The following is a 24,095-nucleotide window of genomic DNA, read 5'->3' as shown; positions in this document are numbered from 1 at the left end:
GTCACCAGAACGAGTCATCCTGCAACGGCGCCAGGGTGGCTCAGAGCCGATTCCGGACGCGTTCCGCCGCTTCGACCAGCGCGTCGGGGCATTCGAGAGCGGTGAGATGCTTGGCCTCGGGGATCACCGTCAAGCCTGCCCCCGAAATCCTGGCGGCAAGGTCGCGGGCGTGTTCGGGTGGCGTTGCCGGATCGTGCTCACCGACCACAACCTCGGTCGGAACGGCAACGGAGCCGATCTCCGATCGCCCGTCGAAGGCTCCCATGGCGTGGCACGCCGATGCGTAGGAGTCGATGTCATTGGCCGCGAAGCACTCCAGGAGTTCGCCGCACAGATCCGGATGCTGCACGCGGAATTCTTCGCCGAACCAGCGTTCCAACTGGAACTCTGCGAGTGATCGCAGGCCATTCGCTCGGGCCCGCTCCGCCCGTCCGGCCCAGGCCTGGGGTGCATCGGGTCCGTACCACGCGGTGGTGTCAGCGAGCACGAGGCCGGACACAAACCCGGGATGACGAACGGCAACCGCCTGGGCCACACATCCGCCCATGGACAGGCCCACCACGATGGCCTTGTCGATGTCCAGGCGCGTCAACGTCTCGGCCACGTCGTCGGCCATCTCCTCGATGCTGAAGTCAACCGACCTCGGGGAGGCGCCGTGACCCCGCAAGTCGATGGTCACGACCCGGGCCCTGTGGGCGAGCTGCGGCCCCACGAATTGCCAGACGCGGCCGTCCAGGCCGAGGGAATGCAGCAGAACGAAGGAATCGTCGAAGCCGGAGCCAAGGCTGGTGGAGTGAAGCATCATCAGGAATCTCTCCGAACAGGTAGAAATCGGTCCAGCCAGCTCTTGACGATTTCCCGGACCCGGACGTTGTCCTCCGAAAACATGAAATGGTCGGTCTCGGCAAACAGGTGCAGGTCCGTCGGCATACCGGCCCTCTGGAACAGGGAGACAGACTGCTCGGTGGGGGTGATCGAGTCGTCCGAGGAATGCAAGAGCAAGAGCGGGCGGGGGGCAATCTGCCCGACCACGTCTTCTGAGCAGAAGTTGTACATGCTCTGGGCGACTTCGGCCGGGAATTGCACCACCGAGTTGGGGCTGAGGTGCGTCCGCAGGTGCTGCGGCATCGGGACGATGTCGTACCGATCCACCATGAGTGACTCGCCGGTTCGGTCGCGATGCCGCCGACCCTCTTCGAGCATCTGAGTGAATCTGAGCCACTGCTCGGCACCGGGATGCTGGTGGCGGAACTTGCGTTCTCCGTGACCCCATCCGCCCGAGGAGATCACCGCGGCAACCCGGTCGTCGACGGCTCCGGCATAGATGGCGACCGCCGCGCCGAAACTCGAACCGATCAAGGCGATCCGTTCCTTGTCGATCTCCGGCCGTGACCGGAGATAGTCGACCGCAGCCCGCGTGTCGTCCACCTGTTCCAGACAGATGACCCGGCCGAACTCACCGTCGCTCTCGCCGCAGCCCCGCATGTCGAAGCGGAACGCGCCGTAGCCCCATTCGTTCAGCATCTGTACCGGCCCGCGGACGTTGGTCGCATCCTTGTTGGAGCCGAAGCCGTGAAGAACGGCGAAGCAGGGCACGACATCATCACCGGACCCCTCGGGCAGATGCAGGACGCCCGCGAGTTCAAGTTTCCCGGAGCGGAAGCGAACCGCCTCTTCCACGTCACCGCCCCCGTTCGACGCTGCTCACCGCGGCGGTGCCTCGGGCCTTTTGGGCCGCGGCAAAGACCCGGCGGAACTCGGCAACGGCTTCCGGGGCTGCACCGATGGCCTCGAGATACGCGGGCATCGGGAGGTGATTGGCGTGGGCAAAGAACATCACCGACATCGGGTGGACGCCCAGGTCGATCAGCCGGGCATAGTCCTTGTTCTCCAGGGCAGCCCGCCGCTCACCATCCACTCCCAGGCGTTCGCACGCCGCGGCCAGGTAACCACTCGGGTCGGCACGGTAGTCATCTCCCCGACCGCGCCGATGCAGCTCCCAGACCAGTCGCTCAACGGCGGTGGGGTCGCTTTTCGGCGGGCTCATCAGGACGCTCTCGCTCTGTCTTCTTCTTCGACTTCGGGGGCTTCCTGGCCTTCGGGGGAGGTCCAGGCAATTTGGTAGACGCCGACGTTCCAACCCGGCACGTGCGGTTCAGCGAGCACGAGTTCGGGCGCCAACCCGGACTCGGCCGCGGCGCCCGCGGAGGTGATCCAGGTGCGGATTTCGTGCGCGCCGTCGCCCCCCGGCTCGATGTCGGCGTCGCTCAGCGACCGTAGAGCCTCACGATCGCCGTCCATCACCAGTCCCACGAAGTGGCGATCGAAGTCGCCGTTCATGGACCCATGATTCCGGTTGCCCACCCAATGGGAGATGCCGCCGGTACCCATCACCACCACCCGCTCGTCCCGTTCGGCGGCGAAGCGAGCGAGCAGGGTTCCGAGGTCGTCAGCGCTGGACGGCGAAGGGAACGGTGCCCACACGGTGTTCACCAGGATGGGCACCACCGGGATGTCATAGCCGGGACGAACGAATGAGAGGGGGAGGTTGGTCCCGTGGTCGAGTCGGAGTTGGTTTCGGGCCTCAAGGGGGAAGCCGGTTCGGGCCGCGGCGTCGACCAGGGCGCGGGCCAGGTCGGGATGGCCGGGAACGCTCCGATCCGGGAGCCCGAACTCGGGTTGGGTGGGGTTGGTGTCACCAACCGAGACACACCACCCCGGGGTTTCGTCGCCCACGAAATTCGTAATGTGTTCGCTCGACACCGTGATGATGACTTCGGCGCGGACCCGGTCGAGTTGTTGGGTCAGACGCTCGAATCCCCGGGCAACGGCCTCCCGCTTCTCAGGAGGGGCCAGCTCGGGCATTCCGGCAATGAACGGGGCGTGGACGGTGGCGAAGGCAGCAACGATGGTCATCGGGTCGGGGGCTCCAGTCTCAACGAAGGAGGGTCACGCAGTCCTCGGGGCGGATGCACACGGTGACGGCGTCACCGGCCTTGGGCTGAGCGGTGCGGGGGACGTGGGCGCGGACCCGAACCCCGTCGACGTCGACGAAGCAGTCCCACAGCGTCCCCAGGAAGAGGGCCGAGATGATCCGTCCCGGCCAACGGTTCTCCGACGAAGGGCCGGGTGCTTCAAGGCTGACGTCCTCCAGCCGCACCAGCACCGAGACCTCGTCCGAGCTGAGCGCCCCCGGGTCGCGGGGGAATCGAATGGTCCCGAGATCGCAACGGGCCGTCATCAGCCCGCCGTCTTCTTTGACGTCGGCCACCTCGAAGATGTTGGCCAATCCGATGAACTCGGCCACGAAATGGGAGGACGGCCGCTCGTAGATGCGTTGTGGCGGCCCGATGTCGAGGATTTCCCCGTCGGACATCACGATCACCTGGTCGGAAATGGCGAGCGCCTCGGTTTGGTCGTGGGTGACGTAGAGAGCGGCAATCCCGAGCCGCTGCTGCACCTCCCGTATCTCCTGGCGCATCGACTCCCGAAGCTGGGCGTCGAGATTCGACAGCGGCTCATCGAACAGGAGGACCTCCGGCTCGCTGACCAAGGCGCGAGCGAGGGCAACCCGCTGCTGCTGGCCGCCGGAGAGGTTCGGCGCCGGGCGGTCGGCCAGTTCGCTCAGCCCGACGAGGTCGAGGGCGTCGTTGACCCTTTGTCGTACCTCGGACTTGCTGATGCGGCCGACCCTCAACGGATAGGCCACGTTTTCGAGCACCGTCATGTGGGGCCAGATGGCGTAGGACTGGAAGACCATGCCGGTGTTGCGCCGATTGGTGGGAACCCTGATCCGCTCCTCGGAGGAGAAGACGGTTCGCCCGCCGATCCGGATGCGCCCCTCGTCGGGGCTCTCGAGGCCCGCGATGCAGCGAAGCGTGGTCGTCTTGCCACAGCCTGAGGGACCGAGGAGCGTGACCAACTCGCCGTCGGGAACCTCGACGTCAATGCCCTTCACCGCGGGTTCGGTGGCACCCCGGTACGTCTTCACCAAGCCTTCGAGACGGATCAATATTCCCGCACCCCATATCTCTGACTGATCAACCCCGCGGCTACTGCGGCGAAGAGCAGTACGCCCATGATGACGATTCCGAAGGCGCTCAGCAGCCCAAAGCTGCCGTTCTCCCAGAGATCGAGAATAGCCACCCCCACCACTTCGGTGCCGAACGAGGAAACGAGCACCGACGCGCCCAGCTCGCGGAACGCATGCACCATGACGAAGATCCAGGCGGCGAGCAGCCCGGGTTTCAGGAGCGGCAGGATGATCGTTCGAAAGCTCGTCCACCATGTGGCACCCGACACCTCGGCGGCTTCTTGCAGTTCGTCCGCGATTTGGGTGGTCTGGGCCGACAGGATCCGAAAAGCGACCGGAGGGAATCGGGCGACGTAGAGGATGAGGAGTATCCACAGTGTTCCGAAGACCGGAAACGGCAGGATCAGGTACATCCAGAGCACCGAGAGGCCGAACATGATCGCGGGCACCGCGATCGGCGTGAACGCCAAGTGGTCGAGCAGTGACCGGCCGCGCACATTGGATTTGACCGTGATCCAGGCCACGATTGCCATCAGGATGGTCACGATGGACGCCGCGGCCACCGCCAGAATCGACGAGTTCCACAGGGCCCGTCGCGTGAGTTCGGAGTCGAAGGCATCCCGGTAGTTCTCCAGGGAGAAATCGCCGAATCGCACTGCGGCCTCCGGGGTCAGGGGAGGAACGCCGGAGAAGGGCGGTTGGATGCTGGCCCAGGCCAGGACGATGAGCGGCAGCCCGACCGACAGGAACAACAGCAAGGCGGCCAATCCGAAGGAGACCCACCGACCCCGGCCCAGATCGATGCGCTTGGGGCGAAAGGCCTTGCCCGACACGATCTGATACGCCTCGCTGTGGCGGGTGACCCGGTTGTACCCCCACACCAGGACCACCGCCAGCATCAGGACCAACACGGCGTAGACACCGGCCAGACCCAGGTCGGTGGGCACGGCGCTGGTCCGCTGCCAAATCTCGACCACGAAAGTGGGGATTCCGGCGGGCAGCCCGATGAGCGTGGGCGTCTCGAACGTCTCGACGCCACGGATCAGCAGGAAAATGAACGTGGCCAGTATCGCGGGAAGGATGAGGGGAAGGGTCACACGATAGGTCGTGGACAGCGTGCTGTGACCGGCAACCTGCGACGCCTCCTCCAGTGAGGGATCCATTGAACGCAGCGCGGCCGACATCAAGAGGAAGGAGACCGGAAAGACGTCGAGCGCTTCGACGAAGATCATCCCGTGCATCGTGTAGACGTCGAGCAGGGGCTGGTCGATGCCGAAGATGCTCTCGATCCAGCTATTGATCATCCCGGTTCGAGGGCTGGCGAGAAATATCCACGAGACCGTGGTGAGGATGCCCGGGACGATCAGACGGGCGAGCACCAGGACGGTGATCAGTTGTCGGAAGGGTGTGTTGGTGCGTTCCACCGCCCAAGCCAGAAAGGTCCCGAAGCAGAAGGCCAGCAGGGTGGTGCCGATGGCGAAGACGGCGGTGTTGGCGAAGATCTCCCACAGCTCGGAATCAAAGGCCCTCGTCCAGTTGCCGAAGGTGAGATTGCCGATCGAGAAGAAGTCAGCCGCACCCGGCCGTGACGACGAGAAGCTGCCCCACACCAGCACCACGATGGGCGCGATGATCAGCCACACCAGGAGCAGCGCGACGGCAATGAACAGCGGCCGACGCAGGTCGATCCTGATGCGCCGCTTCAGGGGCCCCCGGGTTGCCGGTCCGCCCCGGTGGCCCGAGATGGTCGGATCGGCGACACCGACGCGGGCCTCGGACTGCGAGTTCACAAGAGGCTTCTCGTTGGCGGATGGCGACGTGGGGCGAGGCCCTGTGTACCCCGCCCCACGTCAGTGGATCATCCGAAGACGTCGGTGAACATCTCGAGGCCGGTCTCCAGGGCCTCGGACTCGCGCGGCCCCAGCACCAGCAGGTTCGCGCCCTCCATGAAGGCCCAGTACGGGTGAGAGTCGGCGGTGGACGTTGTGGTCGCCTTGCCTTCGTTGGTCATGGCCGTCTGTCCCTCCGGCATGAGCCAGAACTCCTGAAGCAGCCGCGCCGCGTTCGGGTTGGGCGGATCGGCGAGGATGGCCGACATGTCCACGATCGCCGGCATCGGATCGGCGTGAGGAATCATGACCCCGACATTGGCCCCTCCGTCGATGAACCGCTTGGAAACGTGACCCATACCGTCGAGCTTCACGTCGAACTCACCGACGTTGACCAGCTCGGTGCCCGCAGTGGTACCGCGGTGCAGGAACGGGTTGTTGTCGTTCAGGCACTCGAGGAACTCGCGCGCCTGCTCCTCACCCCACGCCTCGATGAAGGCCGCGGCCCATTCGAAGGATTCGGCATCGAAACCGATGCGCCCCTCCCACTCCGGCTCACAGAAGCCGAACCAGTCGGTGGGGAGCTCGTCCGGGGACACGTTCTCGGTGTTGTAGGTGACGTGGCGGGACAGGTAGTTGAGACCGACGTAGGGACCGGCGAACACGAACTCCGGAGCCACGTTCTCGAGACCGGCGGGTTGGTACTCGGTCAATGCCCCCTCGTTTTCGAGCAGCAGCATCTCGACGCCGGCGGCACCGAACACATCGCCTTGGGTATTGCCAGTGCTGACCTCAAGCAGGGCGCGCTCGAGAATCGTGCCCGCCCGGGCGGTGACCGGCTCGAATTCGACGTCCGGGAACAGCGCCTCCCACTGCTCTCGGATGAACTCCAGTTCCGACTCACCGGCCGACTGGTAGTAGATGACCTCGCCCTCCTCCGATGCCGCCGCATACAGGCGGGCGATGTAGTCGTCGTAGGACTCCCCGTCCATCCGCACCACGATGCCGTCGTCGGCTGCGGTGTCCTCCTCCACCGGATCGTCGACGGGGGGCTCGGCGGCGGGCGGATCGTCGGCCGGTGGATCGTCGGCGGCTTGATCCCCCCCGCCATCGCCGGACGACGCCGCGCTGCCATTCCCGGCGGTCGGGCTGTCGTCGTCGTTGCCGCAGGCTGCCCCGAACATGGCCAAGATCACGACCAAGGCGACAAGCGTGAACATTCTCATTCGCATGGATCCCCTCCTATTGGTACCCAATCGCTTTGGTGGTGCCGCAAACCCGCAGAGATCGGCGGCGTCCCCCACTGTTAGCAGATGATAATACCGCTGGGTGCCACGGGCACAAGCGCGTGGTGGCCCAAGCCATGACACGAGGGGCCGGCCAGAGGCACGTCACCGGAAATCGGTTCCGGACATGACCCGGAACGGCCGATACCGAAACTGGGCAGAGGCGCGTATCCCGCTTCCAGCCGAGACGCCATCGGGAGCCCCGAGTTGGCCCAGCAGATCATCGATCGGGGCCGACGCGGCTGCGTCCCCCACAGACCGGTCCACCTCGTGGAGGCCCAGATGAGTCCACTCCGGGCCCGCGCCCTCGCCGGTCGTTCGGTAGAGGCGCACTCTTTTCCAGCGACCCTGCGGCGTCGCCGCTTCTCCAGCCCAGGCGCGGTACCGGACTTCGAGGCCTTGGGCCTCAGACGGGCCGACGTCCAGCGCGTGGACGATCAGGTCGCCGGTGGGCTCACAGTGACCGGTGTCGGCAACGAGTTCGGCAATGTAGCGGGTGAACCCGCGGACGGCCGCCAACATCTGCTCAGTCCGCGCCGAGGGCATCGTCTTCAGGCGCTTGTAGTCGTCGCGTTGAAGCGCGACGAGGTCATCGATGAAGTAGCACACGGCGAATCGGGTGGCGTCGCCGGTCGCCTCGTAGCGCACCGCGCTCTCGAACCCCGGGATCCGCAGGCGTGCCGGCACGTGCTCGGTGTCGTACCAGTCGTGGAAGTCGGCCACCAGGGTCTTCGGTGGATCCATCTGAGAGAAAAGAAGGCCTCGCATGGCCTCCTAGTATGAACGGACAATTGGATTCCGTGAACTCGCCGGTGGGAACCTCGCAATGGCTTGCACCAACGTTTCGCCCAAACAGCCGGCTCGTCGGGTGTGACGACAAGGAGATGACCGAAGATGTCTCACTACATTGACGCCAGCCAACCACTTCACGACGGCACACCGGCCATTCCGCCCCTGCCGCCGGTAGAGATTTCGTGGCTCTTCCGCATGGCCGACGGTGCGCCCCTCGACGTGTCCATCCTCAACACGGCGACCCACGCCGGCACCCACGTGGACGCCCCGGCACACGCCATCTTGGGCGGCGCGACCATCGACGAGATCCCCCCGGAGCGCTTCCTGCGACCCTGTCTCGTCGTCCACGTGGACGTCGGACCACACGACGAAATCACCGCCGACATGTTACGCACCGAGGCCGGCGACGACCTTCGACCGGGCGACGCCCTGGTCCTCGGCACGGGAATGGGTGAACTGTTCGGAACCGACGCCTACCGGGAACACCCCGCCATCAGCGTCGATGCCGCTGAGTGGATGATCGAGAGTGGTGTCGACATGGTGGGCGTCGACCTCATCACCGTCGATTTGCCGGTGTCCCGGAGAGACCAAGACTTCGACTTCCCGGTGCACCGCGCCCTGCTCGGCAACGATGTCCTCATCATCGAGAACCTTGTCGACCTCTCCGCCCATGTCGGTCGCGGTCGACTCCACGCACTGCCCCTCCCCCTCGCCGGCCGTGATGCCGCTCCGGCGAGGGTGCTCTTGGAGGTCTGAGGATGCCCGGATCCGGGGACAGGGGAGTGATCGTGGCCGCGCTGACGCCCTGGGACGACGACGGACGCCTCGATCTCGCCGCCTGGGACGCCCAAGTGGAGTGGTTGGCCGACCAATCGCCGCTGGGTATCGGAGTCGCCGGGGTCGAAGTCCAGGAGTACCACCTCCTCGATGATGCCACCCGGGTCGACCTGGTACGCAGGACCGTGGAGCGCGTCGGTGAGACCCCTGTGGTGGCCGGCGTCACCAGCCCGATGCCAAGAACCTCAGCCGCACTGGCGAGGCAAATGCACGACGTGGGGGCGAGTGCCGTGCTGGCCCTCTGCGGTCCCAAGCCTTGGGCGGCGCCCATGACGCAAACCGAGCTGGTCGGCTGGTTCACGAGGCTGGCCGACGGGTCACCACTGCCGGTCGTCCTCTACTCCAACCCCCGAACGGGTTCCGATCCCACGGTTGCGGCCCTCGCCGAACTTGCCGCCCACGAGAGCATCGTTGCCCTCAAGGAGACCTCCCGGGACATGGTCAAGGTTCTCGGCTTGTGCGAACAGCTCTCCAAGCCGGGACTCGCCGGCGTCTACAACAACATGGAGACGTTGCTCGCCACCCTGTTGCTCGGCGGGGAGGGGGCCATGGTGCCGGCACCCGCACTCGGCGCCTCCCAACGAATTTTCTCGGCCGTCGCGGCCGGCGACCTGGACACCGCCCGCCACTGGCAGGGCTTCTTCTCCATCTTCCCGTCACGCTGGATGGGTCTCGGGCTCGGTCCGGTCTGCAAGGCGGCCATGGGAGTGCTCGGCGTGCCGGTGGGTCGGCCACCGGCGCCGTTCGAGACGCTCGGTCACGAGCAGGTACGGGAGGTGGCCGACACGTTCGCCCGCTGGGAGCTGTCCCGCTGACCACGGCCGGGTGACGGCCCCTGCGGCCGGGTCAATCGCCGGCCCCGACCGTCTCGCCAAAGCAACTTCAGGGTGCCAGGGCCAAGACCCACCTGGCGTCGAAGGCGCCCTCCACGGTCTGTCCGGTGTGGGCAGCCCGCATGTCGGCGACCTTGGCCACCGCCTCGGCCGACGCCACGGCGTCGGGCAACGTACTGGTGCGGGCTCGAGCCTCCCGGTCGATGATCCTCGCCGCTTCGTCGCTGGTGATGTCCAGGTAATCGGCCACGTGGGCGCGGAACACTTCAGTGTTGGCCGAATCCGACGCCCACTTCATGGCGTCGTGAAGTGAGCGCGTGTAAGCGCCAATGTCATCGGGACGGGAATCGGCGACCGCACGACTCGTCGCCGCGGCGACACCGGGATACCAGGGCACGGCATCGGCCGCTCCGGCGAGAACGGTGAGACCGGCCTCGGAGATGCGTGCCGACATGGCCGCGCTCAACAGACCGACCTCGATGTCGCCCGCGATGAGAGCATCGAGACGTTGACGGCTCGTGCCGACGGAAACGACGTCACAGCCCTCCACGCTCACGCCGTTGCCCTTCAGCATTTCGTAGACAACAAAGGCGAACCCCGATTTGGGGTCGTCGACTCCGATTCGGCCCCCCTGCACCTTCCCCCAGGTGTCCACACCGGCACGGCCCACGAGGAGCTGGGGCAGTCCCGTGTCCTGCACGAAGAAGACGAAGACGTCGTCTCCGTCGTCGAGGCGAGCCTTCATCACATTGTCCGGTGATGTGTGGACCACGTGCAACGTACCCTCGCGCAGGCCCTTCATCTGCTGGCCGGAACCCTTGACCTCCTCGACATCCACCTCGATTCCGTTCTGGGCGAACAGACCGAGGCCCTCGGCTGCGGCAAGCACGCTCGAGGTGGTGAAGACCCCGACCCGCAGTGGGCGGTTCGAAACTGGGGTGGTCACTGCGGATCCTCCTGGGGTAGCAGCACGATCTTGCCCACCGTTTGACGGGCTTCGGCCAGTCGGTGTGCTTCGGCAGTTCGGGCAAGCGGCAAACGGCGGTCGATGTTGGTGCGGAGCCTACCCTCGGCGGCCGCCGCCAGCGTGCGGGCGATGTCCGCAGGTCCGTGGCCCCCGCCACCGACCAGCCGCAAGCGGTTGCGGTAGAGCGAGTGCAGGTTCAAACCCACGTGACCACCGCCATGGGCCCCGGCGGTCACGAGCCGGCCGCTGCGGGCCATCGAGGCCATCACGGCGTCCCACATTGCCGGATCCCCGATGTTCTCGTACACGATGTCGGCGCCACGACCGTCGGTGATTTCGGCAACGGCGTCGGCCAGCGGGGTCTCCCCGTAGGCCACGCCGTGGTGCGCGCCGAGAGCCATGGCCGCGTCCACCCCGGCCGTGGTGCGGGCACCGGCGATCACCGTGGCGCCCGCAAGTAGGGCAACCTGAACTCCCGCGCCCCCGAGCCCGCCGGACGCGCCCATCACCAGGACCGTGTCTCGCTCCGTGATGGCGGCCTTGGCATGCAGCAGGTTGAACGATGTGGGGAAGTGCCGAATGATCACCGAGGCGTCGGCATAGTCGAGATGCCCGGGGATGCGGTGGACATTGGACGCGGGCACCACCACGAACTGGGCGTAGCCACCCCAGCGATGTACGCCGATGTGACGGGTCGCGGCGCAGTCCGCCTGGTCGCGGCGCCGACATGCCTCACAGGTCCCGCACCACATGGCCGAGGCCACGACCACCCGGTCGCCTTCGCAGAGACCACCGGCAGCGTCACCCCGCCCGACGACGATCCCCGAGGGGTCGACCCCCAGAACGTGGGGTAGTTCGGTGCCGCGTCGGGTGGCGCCCTGTCGCAACTTGATGTCGAGCGTCTGATTCACCGACACGGCGTGGACCTGCACCAGCACCTCCCCGTCCGCCGGGGCGGGGGTCTCGATCTCCTCGTATCGGAGGACCTCAGGGCCGCCGAATTCGTGCACCACGATGGCCTTCACCCCGGCATCTCCACGCCCAATCGGCCGACAATCTCCTGCAGCGATACCCGGACCTTGGCGTCGAGAGGAATGCCGGTTCGATTCCTGGCGGCCATGATGCGGTCACCACGGTCGCCCGGAGCCAGGACTTCCCGGTGGCCCTCGGCTGGAGGCAGATTCCGGAGCGCGTCGGCCAGCGCGTCGACGTCGGCCGCGAAGGCATCGAACGGACGGAAGGCCTCCACGTCCAGGGCCAGGACGGCGCCACCCTGAGCATGGTGCCGCAGGCGGCCCGAGAGCGTCGGTTCGATGAGCGGCATGCCCGCGGTGACGTTGGCGAGGCACTCGAACAGGGTGGCCATGCCCGATCCCTTGGGCCCTCCGAGGGGTGTCGGCAGGACCGCTTCGGTCGGGTCGCAGGTGGGGTGCCCCGAGGCATCCACCGCCCAACCGGGCTCCAGCGGGGCCTCGGTTCGACGGTGGCGCTGCAGGAGGCCCCGCGAAACCGTCGAGGCGGCCATGTCCACGGAGACGACGCGCCCATTGCCCGCCGGGACGGCGATGGCCAGCGGGTTGGTGGCTGCCCCTGCCGCCCGTGAGCCGTGATACAGCATCACGGGCCGCGAGGCACCAACCGCCAAGGCCGCCATCCGTTCGCGGGCGATCCGGTGGGTGAAGTAGCCGATGGCCCCGGCGTGTGAGGCGTCCCTGATCGACACCCACCCCACACCCGCCTCACGGGCCATGGCCACGGCTTCGTCGGCGGCCGTCCTGAGGGCCAGTTGGCCCTGGCTGCGGTTGCCGGCAACGGTGGCCACCGCCGCTCGGTGGCGGGTCACCGTGGGCGCAGCGGACGGATCGACCTCCCCGGCTTCGATCCTCTCCACGTAGCGTGGGAGACGACTGACGCCGTGGGTGTCGAGACCCCGTAGATCGGCCCAGACCAGGGCGTCGGCCACCACGGCGGCGCCGGGCGAACCCATGCCGAGCTTCTCGAACACCCGAGTGATCACCGCCCGCAAGGCGTCGGCGCCGACCGGCCCCTCCTCCATCACCGGGATGCTAACGGGGCTCGGCCCCCCGCCGATCCCTGCCGTCGGATCATCGGTCTCAGGTGATCACGAGGTGGGGGGGGCGGGGGCGGTGGAAGGGGATGTCGTGGGTGGTGATGGGGGTGGTGGGGGCGGGGACGATGACGCCGAGGCCGCGCTCGGCGGTGGCCCCGGTGCAGGACGGGACGGTGGCGGCGTGGCCGCAGGCGGTGAGCGCGGCGAACATGGCGAAGAACACGGCCTCCTTGGCCCCATTGGGCACGCCGTAGTCCTCCATGGTGGTCACCCGGGTGGCCGAGCCCAACTCCTCGGCCAGCCACCCCATGAGCACCGGGTTGGCGGTGCCGCCCCCGGCGGCCACCACCTCCCGGATGCCCCGGCGCCCCAGGTCGTCGGCCACCACCTTGGCTGCGTGGTGGGTGGTGGTGGCCACCACGTCGTCGGGGTCCACCGGCCCCACCGCGTCGAGGGCCGCCCGGAGGTAGGCGGCGTTGAACAGTTCCTTGCCGGTGGACTTCGGGGGGTCGAGGTCATAGAACGGCTCGTCCAGCAACCGCGCCAGCAACTCGGCGTCGACGTGGCCCGCTCGGGCCCTGGCACCGTCGGCGTCGAAGAACTCGGTGCCGCCGCTGGCCCAGCCGGTGGCGATGTCCACCAGGGCGTTGGCCGGCCCGATGTCGTAGGCGATGGGCTCCGGGTCGTCCACCAGGGTCACGTTGGAGATCCCGCCGAGATTGAGCGAGGCCCGAGGCCCGCCCGAACGCCCTCGCAGCAACATCACGTCGAAGGTGGAGGCCAACGGGGCCCCGTGACCGCCGGCGGCCACGTCGGCCGCCCGCAGGTCGGCGACCACCGGCAATCCGGTGGCCTCGGTGATCCAGGCCGGTTGGCCGAGCTGCAACGAGCCCATGGCCGTGCCGTCGTGTACCCAGTGGAACATGGTCTGGCCGTGGGAGCCGATCAGCTCGGCCGCTCCCCCGGCCATCTCGCCGTTGGCCCGCACCGCCGCGGCGGCAAAGGCCTGGCCGATCCTGGTGTCGAGCTTGCACACCTCCTCCATCGAGGTGGCCGCCGGGGGCAGGGCGGCGGCGATCTGGTCCACCAACTCCGGGGGATAGTCGTAGGTGTCGCTGCCGATGATGGCCAGCTCCACCTCGTCGGTCCCCACGTGGACGTCGACCACGGCCACGTCGATGCCGTCGAACGACGTGCCCGAGATCATGCCGATGGTGCGCAGGCGGCGGATGGGGTGCTTCATCGTTCGTAGACCTTTCGTCCGGCGATCAGAGTTTGGTGGATCACGAGGTCGTCGTCGGTGACCACCACGTCGGCCACCGCTCCCGGCCCCAGGGAGCCCCGTTCGGGTTGACCCAGCAGCGCCCAGGTGGCGGAGGTGGCGGCCCCCACCGCGTCGGCGAAGCCGATGCCGAGGTCGATGAGGTTGCCGATGGCGTCGGGCATGGTGAGGGTGGAACCGGCCAGCACGCCGTCGGGGCGTCGAGCGACCCCTGCCCGCACGTTGACCACCTCGGCGCCGAGGGTGTAGTCGCCGTCGGCGCAGGCCGCGCCCGCACAGGCGTCGGTCACCAACACCAGGCGGGGACCGGCCAGGGCGGCCACCATCTTCACCATGGTGGGGGCCACGTGGAGCCCGTCGGCGATCACCCCGACATGGACATCGCCCCGCATCAGCGCCGCCGCCGCGATGCCGGGATCCCGGTGGCCCATCTGCGCCATGGCGTTGAAGATATGGGTGACGGCCACCCCTCCGGCCTCGAAACCGGCCTCGGCCTCGGCCTCGGTGGCCTCGGTGTGCCCGAAGGAGACGGCCACTCCCCCGTCGCGCAGAACCCGAATCATGTCGATGGCGCCGTCGAGTTCCGGTGCCATGGTCACCAGCCGCAGATCGGCCACCTCCTCCAGCAGCCGGCGGGCCAACCCGGCGCCGGCACTCACCACGTGGTCGCGGCAATGGGCCCCGGCCCGAGCGGGGTTGATGGCCGGGCCTTCCAGATGCACGCCCCCCACCTGCGCCCCCCACTCGTCGGCCGGTGCGCCGGTGATGGCGTTGGCCTGGGCGATGGTGTGGTCGAGGGCGCCGGTGATCAGGGTGGGAAGGAAGCCGGTCACCCCCGTTCGGACCAGGGCTCGGGTGACCTCCCCCACATCGCTCGGCGACGCGGTGGCGAAGTCGACGCCGGCAAAGCCGTTGACCTGCAGATCCACGAAGCCGGACACGGCGATGCGCCCCGACCCGTCGCCACCCCCCACCCCGACGGCGACCACCCGACCGTCGTCCACCTCTACGTCTCCGGGCACCAGCTCACCGGCGACCAGGGCGGTGTCGACTCCCAGCCTGGTCACCGCGCCCCGATCTCCTCGGCCCGATGGCACGCCACCAGGCGCTCGGCCACCGCCCGAAGGGCGGGTGGTTCCTCGGCGCAGCGTTCGACGGCGTGCGGACAGCGGGGATGAAAGGCACAGCCCGAGGGGGGATCGGCCGGATTGGGGATCTCCCCCAGCACGGGCGCCTCCGCGGCCCCGGCCTCCCCGTCGAAGCGCATTTCGGGAACCGCGCTGAGCAGGGCCCGGGTGTAGGGGTGCACCGGGCGGTCGGCCACCTGCTCCCACGTGCCCAGCTCCTGGATGGTCCCCACGTACATGACGGCGATGCGGTCGGCCAGGTGGCGCACCACCCCCAGGTCGTGGCTGATGAACACGTAGGTGAGGGCAAGCTTCTCCCGCAAGGCCACCATCAGGTTGATGATCTCCGCTTGGACCGACACGTCCAACGCCGACACCGCTTCGTCGAACACGATGATCGACGGCTCCACGGCCAAGGCCCGGGCGATGCCCACCCGCTGGCGTTGACCACCCGACAGCTCCGCCGGGTAGCGCTGGGCAAAACCGGGGTCGAGCCCCACCATCACCAGGAGTTCCTCCACCCGCTCGGCCCGCTCCGCCGCCGAATCCACCAGCCGGTGTACCTTCAGCACCTCCTCCAGCGTGGTTCCCACCCGCCGGCGGGGATTGAGCGACGCGTACGGATCCTGGAAGACGAGCTGCACACTGCGCCGCAGCCGCCGGAGGTCTCCCCCGCCGAGGTGGGTGACGTCGTGGCCCAGCAGTTCGATGCTGCCCTCGGTGGGCCGGTCGAGGCGGACGATCAGCCGGGCCAGGGTCGACTTGCCGCAGCCCGACTCCCCGACCACCCCGAGGGTCTCGCCCGCAGCAATGGTGAGCGACACGCCCCGCAGGGCCTGGACCGGGGGTGAGCCCCGACCCCGCCGGAAAGTCCGGCTGAGGTCCTGCACGCAAACCGCCGGGGTCACGGCGCCCCCTCGACGGGAGCCCAGCAGGCATAGGAGCGGCCACCGTCGTCGTAGCCGGCGGGAGGCATGGTGTGGCAGGCGGCCACGGCGTGGTCGCATCGGGTGCGGAACGGGCAGCCGGTCTGCACCTCTTCCAGCTTGGGCGGCCCGCCGGGAATCTGGGACAGGCGCCGGCGGTCCGTGGAGCGGTGATCGGGCAGGGCCCCGAGCAACGCCGCGGTGTAGCGGTGCCGGGGCGAGCCGAGCACCTGGCCCACGGGGCCCTGCTCCACGATGCGCCCCCCGTACATGACCACGATCCGGTCCACCAGATTGGACACCAGGGCCAGGTCGTGGGTGACCCACACGATGGCCGTGTTGCGGGCAGCGTGGAGGCGACGCACCAACGTCAGGATCTGGGCCTGGATGGTGACGTCCAGCGCGGTGGTGGCCTCGTCGAAGATGATCAACTCGGGCTCCATGGCCAGCGCCATGGCGATCATGACCCGCTGGCGCATGCCGCCCGAGAGCTGATGGGGGTAGCACTGGGCGATCCGATGGGGGTCGGGAATGCCCACCTCCCCGAGCACCCGCAGCACGGTGGCCTCCACCTCGGGGCCCCCGGCGCCGTGGGCCCGCAGCCCTTCGGCGATCTGGTGGCCGATGCGCATCACCGGGTTCAGCGCCGACATCGGATCCTGGTAGACCATGGCCAGCCGGGAGCCGCGGATGCGCCGGTAGTCCCGCTCTTGGAGTCCGGACAGTTCCACGCCCCCGAACACGGCCCGCCCCGACGTGATGGCCACCTTGGGCGGCAGCAGGCCCATGATCGACAACATGGTGATCGACTTGCCCGAGCCGCTCTCGCCGACCACCCCCACCTTCTCGCCGGGCTTCACCTCGAGGGTCACCGCCTGGATGAGGTGGCGCGTCTCGGCCCGGTCGGAAACCGAGGTGGTGAGTTCCTCCAGTCGCAGCACCGGCTCAGCTTTGGCGGCCACCCCTCCGGGGGCCTCGTACGTCGCCGTCATGGCTGCCGGTCTCCCCGTTCGTCGGCCAGAGCCGCCCGGAGGTGGCCGTCGTGGGCATTGAGCAGCTCGGCGGCCCCGTCGGCATCCAGCCCGCCGGCAATCATCACCGTGGCCACCTTGGCCCGTCCTCCAGCGGCCTCCAGGGCACCGAGCGCGTCGGCGGGGGACGCCCCGGTGATCTCGCTCACGATGCCCGCCGCCCGGGTGCGGAGCTTGTCGTTGGACACCCGCACGTCCACCATCAGGTTGCCGTAGGTGCGGCCCAACCGGATCATGGAGATGGTCGACAACATGTTGAGCACCAGTTTCTGGGCGGTGCCCGCCTTGAGCCGGGTGGAGCCCGCGATCAGCTCCGGGCCGGTGGCGATGTCGATCCCCACGTCGGCCATGGCCGACAGCGCCGACCCCTCGTTGCTGGTGAGCCCCACGGTGGCCGCCCCCCGCGCCCGAGCGGCCTCGACGGCCCCGAGCACAAACGGGGTGCGTCCGCTGGCCGAGATGCCGACCACCACGTCCTGCGGCCCTACCCCGAGGGTGGCCATCTCCTCGGCCCCGGCGCCGTGGTCGTCCTCGGCCGCTTCCACCGGTGCGGTCACCGCGTCCATTCCGCCGGCCACCACCGCCTGCACCCTGTCCGGCGCCACGCTGAAAGTCGGCCCGCACTCGGCGGCGTCGAGCACGCCCAACCGCCCGGCCGTGCCCGCCCCGGCGTAGATCAGCCGCCCACCGGCTCGCTGGCCGGCAACGATCAGCTCGATGGCCGCGGTGATCTCGTCCGTACAGGCCCCCACCGCCTCGACCACCCCGGCGTCCAGGGCGTTCATGGCGGCCACGATGTCGCGCACCGCCCACAAGTCCAGGTCGCTGTGGGCTTCATTGCGACGCTCGGTCTCCAGAGCCCCCAGCGCCTCCTCCACCGGGCCCGTCGGCCCCAAAGTCTCGGCCCCCCCGGTGACGCCGCCCGTCATTCGTCCTCCTGAGTGGGGTCGAGGGCGTCGCGCAGGCCGTCACCGAGCAGGTTGAAGCCGATGACCGCGGCGGCCACCACCACCGCCGGTCCGGCGAAGGTCCACCACGCCGTGGTGGCCAAGGGCCGGGAGTCGGCGATCATCAACCCGAGCGAGGCCTGGGGTGGCTGGGCCCCCAGCCCGAGAAAGCTGAGGCTCGACTCGGTGAGGATCGCCCACGACAGGGCCAGGGAGATCTGCACGATGATGGCGGCGGCCACATTGGGCAGGACGTGCACCACCAGAATCCGGGCCGGGTGAAAGCCCAACCCCTCCGCCGCCTCCACGTACTCCCGGGTCCGAAGCGACAGCACCGGGCCCCGGGCCACCCGGGCGAAGATGGGGGTGTAGACCACGGCGATGGCGATGGCGGTGTTGCGCCACCCCGAGCCCAGGGCGGTGACGATGGCCAGAGCCAACAGGATGGCGGGGAAGGCGAAGAACACGTCGGCCACCCGCATGGTGGCGGTGTCCAACCAACGCCCGAAGAACCCGGCGGCCAGCCCGATGGTGCTGCCGATCACCGCGGCCACCGCCACCGCCACGATGGAGACCTGCAGCGACAGCCGGACGCCGTCGAGCACCCGGGACAACACGTCGCGCCCCAACAGATCGGTGCCCAGCAGGTACGACCACGACGGCCCCTGCAACCGGCTCTCGGGGTGGGTTTCGGCCGGGGGGTAGGGCGTGGCCCCCACCAGGGCCATCACCATGGCGATCACCAGCACCGCCACGATGATCCCGCCCACCACCGCCGAGGGGCTGACCATCAGGCGCCGAATCAGGGGTTGGGGGGCGCTCACTGGTTTCGGATCCGGGGGTCGAGGCGGGCGTAGAGCAGATCGACCAGCAGGTTGACCAGGACGAAGAGCCCGGCGATCACCAAGATGGTGCTCTGCACCACGGCGTAGTCCCGCTTGCCGATGCCGTCGAGCACCAAGCGGCCCAAGCCCGGCATGGCGAAGATCTGCTCGATGATCACGGTGCCGCCCAGTAGGTAGCCGAACTGGATGCCGGTGATGGTGACGATGGGGATGGAGGCGTTGCGCAGGATGTGGACGTAGCGCACCCGCCGGGCCGAGACCCCCTTGCCCCGGGCGGTCCGCACGAACGGCTGGGTGGAGGTCTCGATGAACGCCGACCGGGTGGTCCGCATGATCGTCCCGCTCAGGGCGACCCCGAGGGTGACGGCGGGGAACACCAACTGCTGCACGTTCAGCCAGGGGTCCTCCCAGGGGGCGGCGTAGCCCCGGGCGTTGGGGAAGTAGTCGAACCAGTAGGCGAACAGGGTCACGGCGAAGGTGCCGATCACGAAGTTGGGAATGCCCAGGCCCATCAGCCCGAAGAACTGGATGGTGGCGTCGCCGCGGGTGCCGGCGCGGGCCCCCGACAGCACCCCCAGGGGCACCCCCATGATCATGCCGACCAGGATCGACAACAGGGCCAGCTCCACGGTGACCGGGAGGGCGTCACCGATCAGCGAGCCCACGCTGGTGCCCGAGCGCACCGAGAAGCCCAGGTTGCCGGTGACCACGTTGCCCAGCCAGGAGAAGAACTGCTGGACGGCGGGTTGGTCGACGCCGTAGTAGCTCCGCAGCGACTCGATTTGTTTTTCGGTGAGAACGCCGGTTTCAGTGCCGAAGGTCGAGGTGATCTCGTCGCCCGGCAACAGCCGGAGCACGATGAACACCAACAGCGCCACCCCCAGCAGGGTGAACACTGAGGTGACCAGGCGCACCAGGGCGAAACGCCATGGCATTGTCAGCCCGGCCGGTCACGGAGAACGGGCGCCGGCGTCAGTGAGGCGACCTCAGCCGACGAGAGTGGCCTCACGCAGGTACTGAAGCGAGCCGGTGGGCATGGGCGTGAAGTTCTCCACGCCGTTGAGAATCCGGTACTCGAAACCGTGGTAGATCCAAATCCACGGCGACGCCTCCTGAAGCGCCTCCGAGAAGTCGGCGTAGATCTCGACCCGGGCGGCCTGGTCGGTCTCCACCCGCCCGGCGGCCATCAACTCGTCGAGGGTGTCGGACGAATAGGATGCGATGGCGTTCAGGTTCCCGTCGGAGGTCCAGTAGCGGACGTACATCTGGTGGGGGTCGATCTTGCCGCTGTTGAGGGCCACGGCGGCGTCGAAGTCGGCGGCCAGCCAACGGTCCACGTAAACGTCGGTTTCCAGGACCTCGAGGTCCAAGTCGATGCCCACGTCCCCAAGCTGGGCCTGGATCACCTGGGCCTCGTTGACGGCCGAGGCGTAGAAGGTGGGCACGATCACGTTGAGTTCGAACCCGTCGCCCTGACCGGCTTCGGCCAGCAGGCGCTCGGCCTCGGCCACATCCCGTTGGCCGCCGCAGGGCAGACCGTCGGTGGACGACTGGTAGGCCGGAATGGTGATCGGCCCGGTCACGGCCCCCTCACCGAGGGCGGCGGAGTCAACCACCCCTTGCCGGTCGATGGCGCACGAGATGGCCCACCGGACCGACTGGTCGGCCAACGGCCCTCGGTTCGAGTTCATCATCAGGGCGTGGTACGCCAGCGCCGGGGTGCGCAGCACCTCCACGTCGTCGCCGGCGAGCACGGCCACCAGCGGGTCGGTGATCACGGCCACGTTGACCTCGCCCACGTCCACTGCGGCCAGCAAGGACGACTCGTCGGGCAACACCCGGATCTCGACGCTCCCCACCTGGGGCGAGCCCCGCCAGTGGTCGACGTTGGCGGTCAGCGTGACCGCCTGGCCCTGCTGCCAGTCGCTCCAAGCGAACGGGCCGGTGCCGTCGGGGTCGGTGTCCACCGTGCCCGCGGCGATGGCGTCGGCCGACACCATGGCGGCGTTCAGGTCGGCCAGCGACGCCAGGATGGGGGCGTCGGGCTGCGACAGGTTCAACACCACCGTCGAGGAATCGGGGGTGTCCACCGAGGCGATCGAGGCGATGTTGGCCCGGGTGACCGCGCCGGTCTCCTCGTCGAGGATGCGGTTCAGGGAGGCCGCCGCGTCCTCGGAGTCGAAGGAGTCCCCGCCGTGGAAGGCCACGCCCTCCCGCAGGTGCATGGTCAGCGTCAAGCCGTCGTCCGAGAACTCCCAGCTCTCGGCCAGGCCGGGGCCGACGGCCAGGTCCGGGCCGAGGCTGAGCAGGGTGTCGTACACCATTTCCAGGGCCTGCACCGACTGGAAGGCGGTGGCCAGGTGGGGGTCGAGCACGTCCACATCGGCGGCCCGGCCCACCACCAGGGTCCCGGTCGGGGCGGGCGGGGCCGCGTCGGCCGCGTCGTCGTCGCCGCTGTCACCGTCATCGGGGGCGGCGGCATCGCCACCGTCATCGCCGGCTGTGTCCCCAGCGTCGTCGGCACCTCCGGCGTCCCCGGCGTCGTCGGAGGCCCCGGCGTCCCCGCCATCGGAGGCATCGTCGCCGGAGTCGTCCGACGAATCGCCCGAAGCATCGGAGGGCTGTTCGGTCGTGGTACCCGTCTCGACCCCGTCGTCGTCGTTCCCGCAGGCGGCGGCCAACAACATCAGAGCAGCGATCAGGGCAATGACCCCTGTCATCCACCGTGGCTTCTGGCTCATGCGAATCTCCCTCCAATCGCCCGGCCCCTCGTCCGGGCTCAGGCCCCTACTGGCCCGAGATACTCTAGACTAACGGGGCTTGTGACGTTGATGACCCATCGAGCAGTCGGAGCCGACGATGCCGCCTGCGAAATCGTCCGCTCGGTGTACCGGGGCGACCACTCCCGCTTCACCACCCGGCTGTTCACCTAGTCTCGACCGGTCCCGTGGCGCACCGCGTGTTCTCGTCTCGTGACCGGGCCCAGGCCCTCGAGGCGGCCCGCGGGTTCCTGGAGGCCGACCCCGCCCACAACGTGCTGCTGCTGGAGGCCCTTTGCCACCCGCAGCCCGACGCCCAGGGTCAACAGTTCTGGTGGGTGGTCGACGGCGGACCGGTCGTCGGCTTCGTGGCCCGGCCCAGTTCGGCATCGCACGCCCTGGCCTCGCCCATGGACGCGGCCTCGCTCGACGCCGTGGTGGCCCAAGTGGCCACAGCCGCCCCCGACCTCGCCGGCGTGAGCGCGGACGCGGCCACCGCGGCGGCCTTAGCCGGCCGCTGGACCGACCTCACCGACGGATCGGCCGTCCCGAGCTTTGCCCAGCGACTCTACGAGGCCACCAACCCGGTGGCGCCGCCGCCCACCGGCGGCCGGGCCCGGTTGGCCACCGAGGGCGAAGCCCCGGAGCTGATCGCATGGCTCGACCAGTTCGGCGCCGAGACCGGTGATCCGGTCCCCGACGCCGAGTGGTTCGTGCGCCGGCGTCTGTCCGAGCAGGCGCTCTGGGTCTGGGACGACGGCGGACCGGTGAGCATGACGGCCCGGACGGCCGCCGTGGCCGGGGTGAACCGGGTGCAGGCCGTCTACACGCCCCCCTCCCACCGCCAGAAGCACTACGCCGCCAACCTGGTGGCCGCCCTCACCGCCGCCATCGGCGGCGAGGGCCTGCGAGCGATGCTCTACACCGACCTGGCCAACGCCGCGTCCAACGCCATGTACCGGGCGCTGGGCTACCGGGCCGTCGTCGAGGTCACCCGCTACCGATTCACCCGCCCGGGCCGCTGACCCCGGCCCCTCACACCACCTGGCGGAGCAGGATCGACACCGCCGAGGCGGTGGCGAACAGCAACACGGCGGGACGGGTGTAACCGCTGTCCAGGATTTCGCTGGTCCAGCGGGACAGACCGAACCCGGCCAGGATGCCGGGCACAAGTAGCGACGCCAGGCCCAGGTCGGTCCAGTCGAACTCCCCCACCACGATCAGGGCCAGCAGCGAGAAGCTGGCCCCGAACACCATGAAGGCGGCCAACGAGGCCCGCAACTCGGGGCCGGTGCTGCGCTGGTAGAGCAGGGCCACCGGCGGACCTCCGACCGAGGTGGCCGTGCCCATGGCCCCCGACACCACCCCGGCCACCACCAGATTCCTCCTGGTGGGCAGAGCCGACAAGCCCACCACGCTCAGGCCGACCGCGGCCAACACTGCGATGGCGAACAGGCCGGCCAGCCACCGCTCGGCCAGTACCACCACCGCCACCGAGCCCAACATGCTGCCCGGCACCCGGCCCACGATGGCCCAGCGAATGCCGCTGAAGTCCAGCTCCCGGCGTCCCCGCCAGGCGATGAGGAAGGTGAGCGGCACCCCCATGCACAGCAGCGGACCGGGCACCAGGCGGGTGTCGAGCAGCACCAGCACCGGGGCCGCCACCAGCCCGAGCCCGAAACCGAGCGACCCCTGCAGACACGCCCCTACCACCACGGCCACCAGACCGATGCAGAGTTGCGTCACGCTCAAACCGAGGACTTCCATCTCCTGGCCCCCTCAGCCGAAGACCCCGAGCAGCCGGGCGGCCAGCACCACCGCGGCCACCACCATGACGATGCGGATCAAGCGTTCGCCCCCCCGGACGGCCACGTGGGCCCCCAGCCACCCCCCGGCGGTGAACCCGGCGGCCAGCACCAGGGCGGGCAGCCACACGATCTTGCCCTGCCACACGAACACGGGCAGGGCCACCAGGGTCACGGTGAAGCTGACCAACACCTTCACGCTGTTGGCGGTCACCAGGTCGAACCCGGCTCGGGTCAGCGCGGCCAACAGCACCAGCCCGACCCCGGCCTGGATGGCCCCCCCGTAGACGCCGATGCCGAAGAACACCAGGTAGGTGACCGGTCGGCTCCACCGGGTGCCCTCCCCGCGGAACTCCGGGGTGCGCACCGTCAGGATGATGAGGGGGATCATCAACAGGCCGAAGACGGTCTCGAAGGCGTCGTCGGTGAGGCGGCTGATGGCGAACGAGCCGACGAGCGATCCCAGCACCACCGGGATGAGGATGGGCACGGCATGGGCGATGCCCTCCACCCCCAACCGCTGGAACGAGGCCGCCGACGCCGCGTTGGAGGTGAGAATGCCCACCCGGTTGGAGCCGTTGGCGCTGTTGCCGGGCACGCCCGCCAGCACCAGAAGCGGCACGGTCAGGGTGGAGCCCCCGCCGGCCACGGTGTTGATGACCCCGGCGAACGTGCCCCCGAACACCAACAGGAGCGCCTCCCACCAGTTCACGGCCCACCCCGCC

Annotated in this window: 24 protein-coding genes; 3 read left to right on the top strand and 21 right to left on the bottom strand. The window is 68.8% G+C overall.

Annotation, left to right across the window (positions count from 1 at the left end):
* Positions 1–40 precede the first annotated feature (40 nt).
* The 8 genes from ACOQPQ_RS02405 to ACOQPQ_RS02370 all read right to left on the bottom strand — a co-directional run bounded on the left by ACOQPQ_RS02405 (position 41) and on the right by ACOQPQ_RS02370 (position 7,892).
* Entirely contained in the window at positions 41–802 is a 762-nt protein-coding gene (locus tag ACOQPQ_RS02405) for an alpha/beta fold hydrolase (protein ID WP_420640345.1), read from the bottom strand.
* Between the two features lie 2 nt (positions 803–804).
* Positions 805–1,680 (bottom strand): alpha/beta hydrolase, encoded by an 876-nt coding sequence (locus ACOQPQ_RS02400; protein ID WP_420637848.1) that lies wholly within the window; start codon positions 1,678–1,680, stop codon positions 805–807.
* Between the two features lies 1 nt (position 1,681).
* Positions 1,682–2,047 carry a hypothetical protein gene (locus tag ACOQPQ_RS02395; protein WP_420637847.1) on the bottom strand — a complete coding sequence of 122 codons (366 nt, stop codon included), beginning with the start codon at positions 2,045–2,047 and terminating at the stop codon, positions 1,682–1,684.
* On the bottom strand, positions 2,047–2,916 hold the full coding sequence (locus ACOQPQ_RS02390; protein ID WP_420637846.1) for a hypothetical protein: 870 nt from the start codon (positions 2,914–2,916) through the stop codon (positions 2,047–2,049). Before ACOQPQ_RS02390 ends, ACOQPQ_RS02395 begins: the two co-directional genes overlap by 1 nt.
* A 19-nt stretch (positions 2,917–2,935) precedes the next feature.
* A complete protein-coding gene (locus tag ACOQPQ_RS02385) occupies positions 2,936–3,991 on the bottom strand; it encodes an ABC transporter ATP-binding protein (protein WP_420637845.1) in 1,056 nt (351 codons plus the stop codon).
* Between the two features lie 17 nt (positions 3,992–4,008).
* Complete coding sequence (locus ACOQPQ_RS02380; RefSeq protein ID WP_420637844.1) at positions 4,009–5,676, bottom strand: ABC transporter permease; 1,668 nt, start codon at positions 5,674–5,676, stop codon at positions 4,009–4,011.
* Positions 5,677–5,891: 215 nt separating this feature from the next.
* Positions 5,892–7,094, bottom strand: coding sequence for an ABC transporter substrate-binding protein (locus ACOQPQ_RS02375; protein WP_420637843.1), 1,203 nt, complete (start codon positions 7,092–7,094; stop codon positions 5,892–5,894).
* 159 nt (positions 7,095–7,253) lie between these two features.
* Positions 7,254–7,892, bottom strand: a complete 639-nt coding sequence (locus ACOQPQ_RS02370; protein ID WP_420637842.1) for a hypothetical protein — start codon at positions 7,890–7,892, stop codon at positions 7,254–7,256.
* Positions 7,893–8,042: 150 nt separating this feature from the next.
* On the opposite strand from ACOQPQ_RS02370, the gene ACOQPQ_RS02365 reads away from it, so the two are divergent.
* Together ACOQPQ_RS02365 and ACOQPQ_RS02360 are read left to right on the top strand one after the other, a co-directional pair.
* Positions 8,043–8,696, top strand: coding sequence for a cyclase family protein (locus tag ACOQPQ_RS02365; protein ID WP_420637841.1), 654 nt, complete (start codon positions 8,043–8,045; stop codon positions 8,694–8,696).
* Positions 8,697–8,728: 32 nt separating this feature from the next.
* Complete coding sequence (locus ACOQPQ_RS02360) at positions 8,729–9,592, top strand: dihydrodipicolinate synthase family protein (RefSeq protein WP_420637840.1); 864 nt, start codon at positions 8,729–8,731, stop codon at positions 9,590–9,592.
* 67 nt (positions 9,593–9,659) lie between these two features.
* Here ACOQPQ_RS02360 and ACOQPQ_RS02355 read toward each other — a convergent pair whose 3' ends face one another.
* The 11 genes from ACOQPQ_RS02355 to ACOQPQ_RS02305 are packed head-to-tail and all read right to left on the bottom strand — an operon-like array spanning position 9,660 to position 21,547.
* Complete coding sequence (locus ACOQPQ_RS02355; protein WP_420637839.1) at positions 9,660–10,556, bottom strand: ABC transporter substrate-binding protein; 897 nt, start codon at positions 10,554–10,556, stop codon at positions 9,660–9,662.
* On the bottom strand, positions 10,553–11,602 hold the full coding sequence (locus ACOQPQ_RS02350; RefSeq protein WP_420637838.1) for an alcohol dehydrogenase catalytic domain-containing protein: 1,050 nt from the start codon (positions 11,600–11,602) through the stop codon (positions 10,553–10,555). The genes ACOQPQ_RS02355 and ACOQPQ_RS02350 overlap by 4 nt, the downstream gene beginning before the upstream one ends.
* Positions 11,599–12,633: an Ldh family oxidoreductase gene (locus ACOQPQ_RS02345; RefSeq protein ID WP_420637837.1), complete on the bottom strand. Its 1,035-nt coding sequence runs from the start codon at positions 12,631–12,633 to the stop codon at positions 11,599–11,601. The genes ACOQPQ_RS02350 and ACOQPQ_RS02345 overlap by 4 nt, the downstream gene beginning before the upstream one ends.
* A 58-nt stretch (positions 12,634–12,691) precedes the next feature.
* Positions 12,692–13,891 carry an anhydro-N-acetylmuramic acid kinase gene (locus ACOQPQ_RS02340; RefSeq protein ID WP_420637836.1) on the bottom strand — a complete coding sequence of 400 codons (1,200 nt, stop codon included), beginning with the start codon at positions 13,889–13,891 and terminating at the stop codon, positions 12,692–12,694.
* The gene (gene nagA / locus ACOQPQ_RS02335) at positions 13,888–14,997 is read right to left on the bottom strand and encodes an N-acetylglucosamine-6-phosphate deacetylase (protein WP_420637835.1); all 1,110 of its coding nucleotides are present in this window, start codon (positions 14,995–14,997) and stop codon (positions 13,888–13,890) included. The genes ACOQPQ_RS02340 and nagA overlap by 4 nt, the downstream gene beginning before the upstream one ends.
* Positions 14,994–15,965, bottom strand: coding sequence for an ABC transporter ATP-binding protein (locus tag ACOQPQ_RS02330; protein ID WP_420637834.1), 972 nt, complete (start codon positions 15,963–15,965; stop codon positions 14,994–14,996). The genes nagA and ACOQPQ_RS02330 overlap by 4 nt, the downstream gene beginning before the upstream one ends.
* Positions 15,962–16,975 carry an ABC transporter ATP-binding protein gene (locus ACOQPQ_RS02325; RefSeq protein ID WP_420637833.1) on the bottom strand — a complete coding sequence of 338 codons (1,014 nt, stop codon included), beginning with the start codon at positions 16,973–16,975 and terminating at the stop codon, positions 15,962–15,964. The genes ACOQPQ_RS02330 and ACOQPQ_RS02325 overlap by 4 nt, the downstream gene beginning before the upstream one ends.
* Entirely contained in the window at positions 16,972–17,943 is a 972-nt protein-coding gene (murQ, locus tag ACOQPQ_RS02320; protein ID WP_420637832.1) for an N-acetylmuramic acid 6-phosphate etherase, read from the bottom strand. The genes ACOQPQ_RS02325 and murQ overlap by 4 nt, the downstream gene beginning before the upstream one ends.
* Positions 17,940–18,785: an ABC transporter permease gene (locus tag ACOQPQ_RS02315; protein WP_420637831.1), complete on the bottom strand. Its 846-nt coding sequence runs from the start codon at positions 18,783–18,785 to the stop codon at positions 17,940–17,942. The genes murQ and ACOQPQ_RS02315 overlap by 4 nt, the downstream gene beginning before the upstream one ends.
* Positions 18,782–19,741, bottom strand: coding sequence for an ABC transporter permease (locus ACOQPQ_RS02310; protein ID WP_420637830.1), 960 nt, complete (start codon positions 19,739–19,741; stop codon positions 18,782–18,784). Before ACOQPQ_RS02310 ends, ACOQPQ_RS02315 begins: the two co-directional genes overlap by 4 nt.
* Before the next feature lie 51 nt (positions 19,742–19,792).
* Positions 19,793–21,547, bottom strand: coding sequence for an ABC transporter substrate-binding protein (locus tag ACOQPQ_RS02305; protein WP_420637829.1), 1,755 nt, complete (start codon positions 21,545–21,547; stop codon positions 19,793–19,795).
* Positions 21,548–21,765: 218 nt separating this feature from the next.
* On the opposite strand from ACOQPQ_RS02305, the gene ACOQPQ_RS02300 reads away from it, so the two are divergent.
* Positions 21,766–22,590, top strand: a complete 825-nt coding sequence (locus ACOQPQ_RS02300; protein WP_420637828.1) for a GNAT family N-acetyltransferase — start codon at positions 21,766–21,768, stop codon at positions 22,588–22,590.
* 10 nt (positions 22,591–22,600) lie between these two features.
* Here ACOQPQ_RS02300 and ACOQPQ_RS02295 read toward each other — a convergent pair whose 3' ends face one another.
* Both ACOQPQ_RS02295 and ACOQPQ_RS02290 read right to left on the bottom strand, forming a co-directional pair.
* Positions 22,601–23,332, bottom strand: a complete 732-nt coding sequence (locus tag ACOQPQ_RS02295; protein WP_420637827.1) for a sulfite exporter TauE/SafE family protein — start codon at positions 23,330–23,332, stop codon at positions 22,601–22,603.
* Between the two features lie 12 nt (positions 23,333–23,344).
* Positions 23,345–24,082 carry a sulfite exporter TauE/SafE family protein gene (locus ACOQPQ_RS02290; protein ID WP_420637826.1) on the bottom strand — a complete coding sequence of 246 codons (738 nt, stop codon included), beginning with the start codon at positions 24,080–24,082 and terminating at the stop codon, positions 23,345–23,347.
* Positions 24,083–24,095: the final 13 nt, after the last annotated feature.

This window comes from Candidatus Poriferisocius sp. (assembly GCF_965219775.1).
Lineage (GTDB): Bacteria > Actinomycetota > Acidimicrobiia > Acidimicrobiales > Bin134 > Poriferisocius.
Note: the sequence above shows the minus strand (reverse complement) of the source record. Positions and strands in the feature narration are given on the sequence as shown.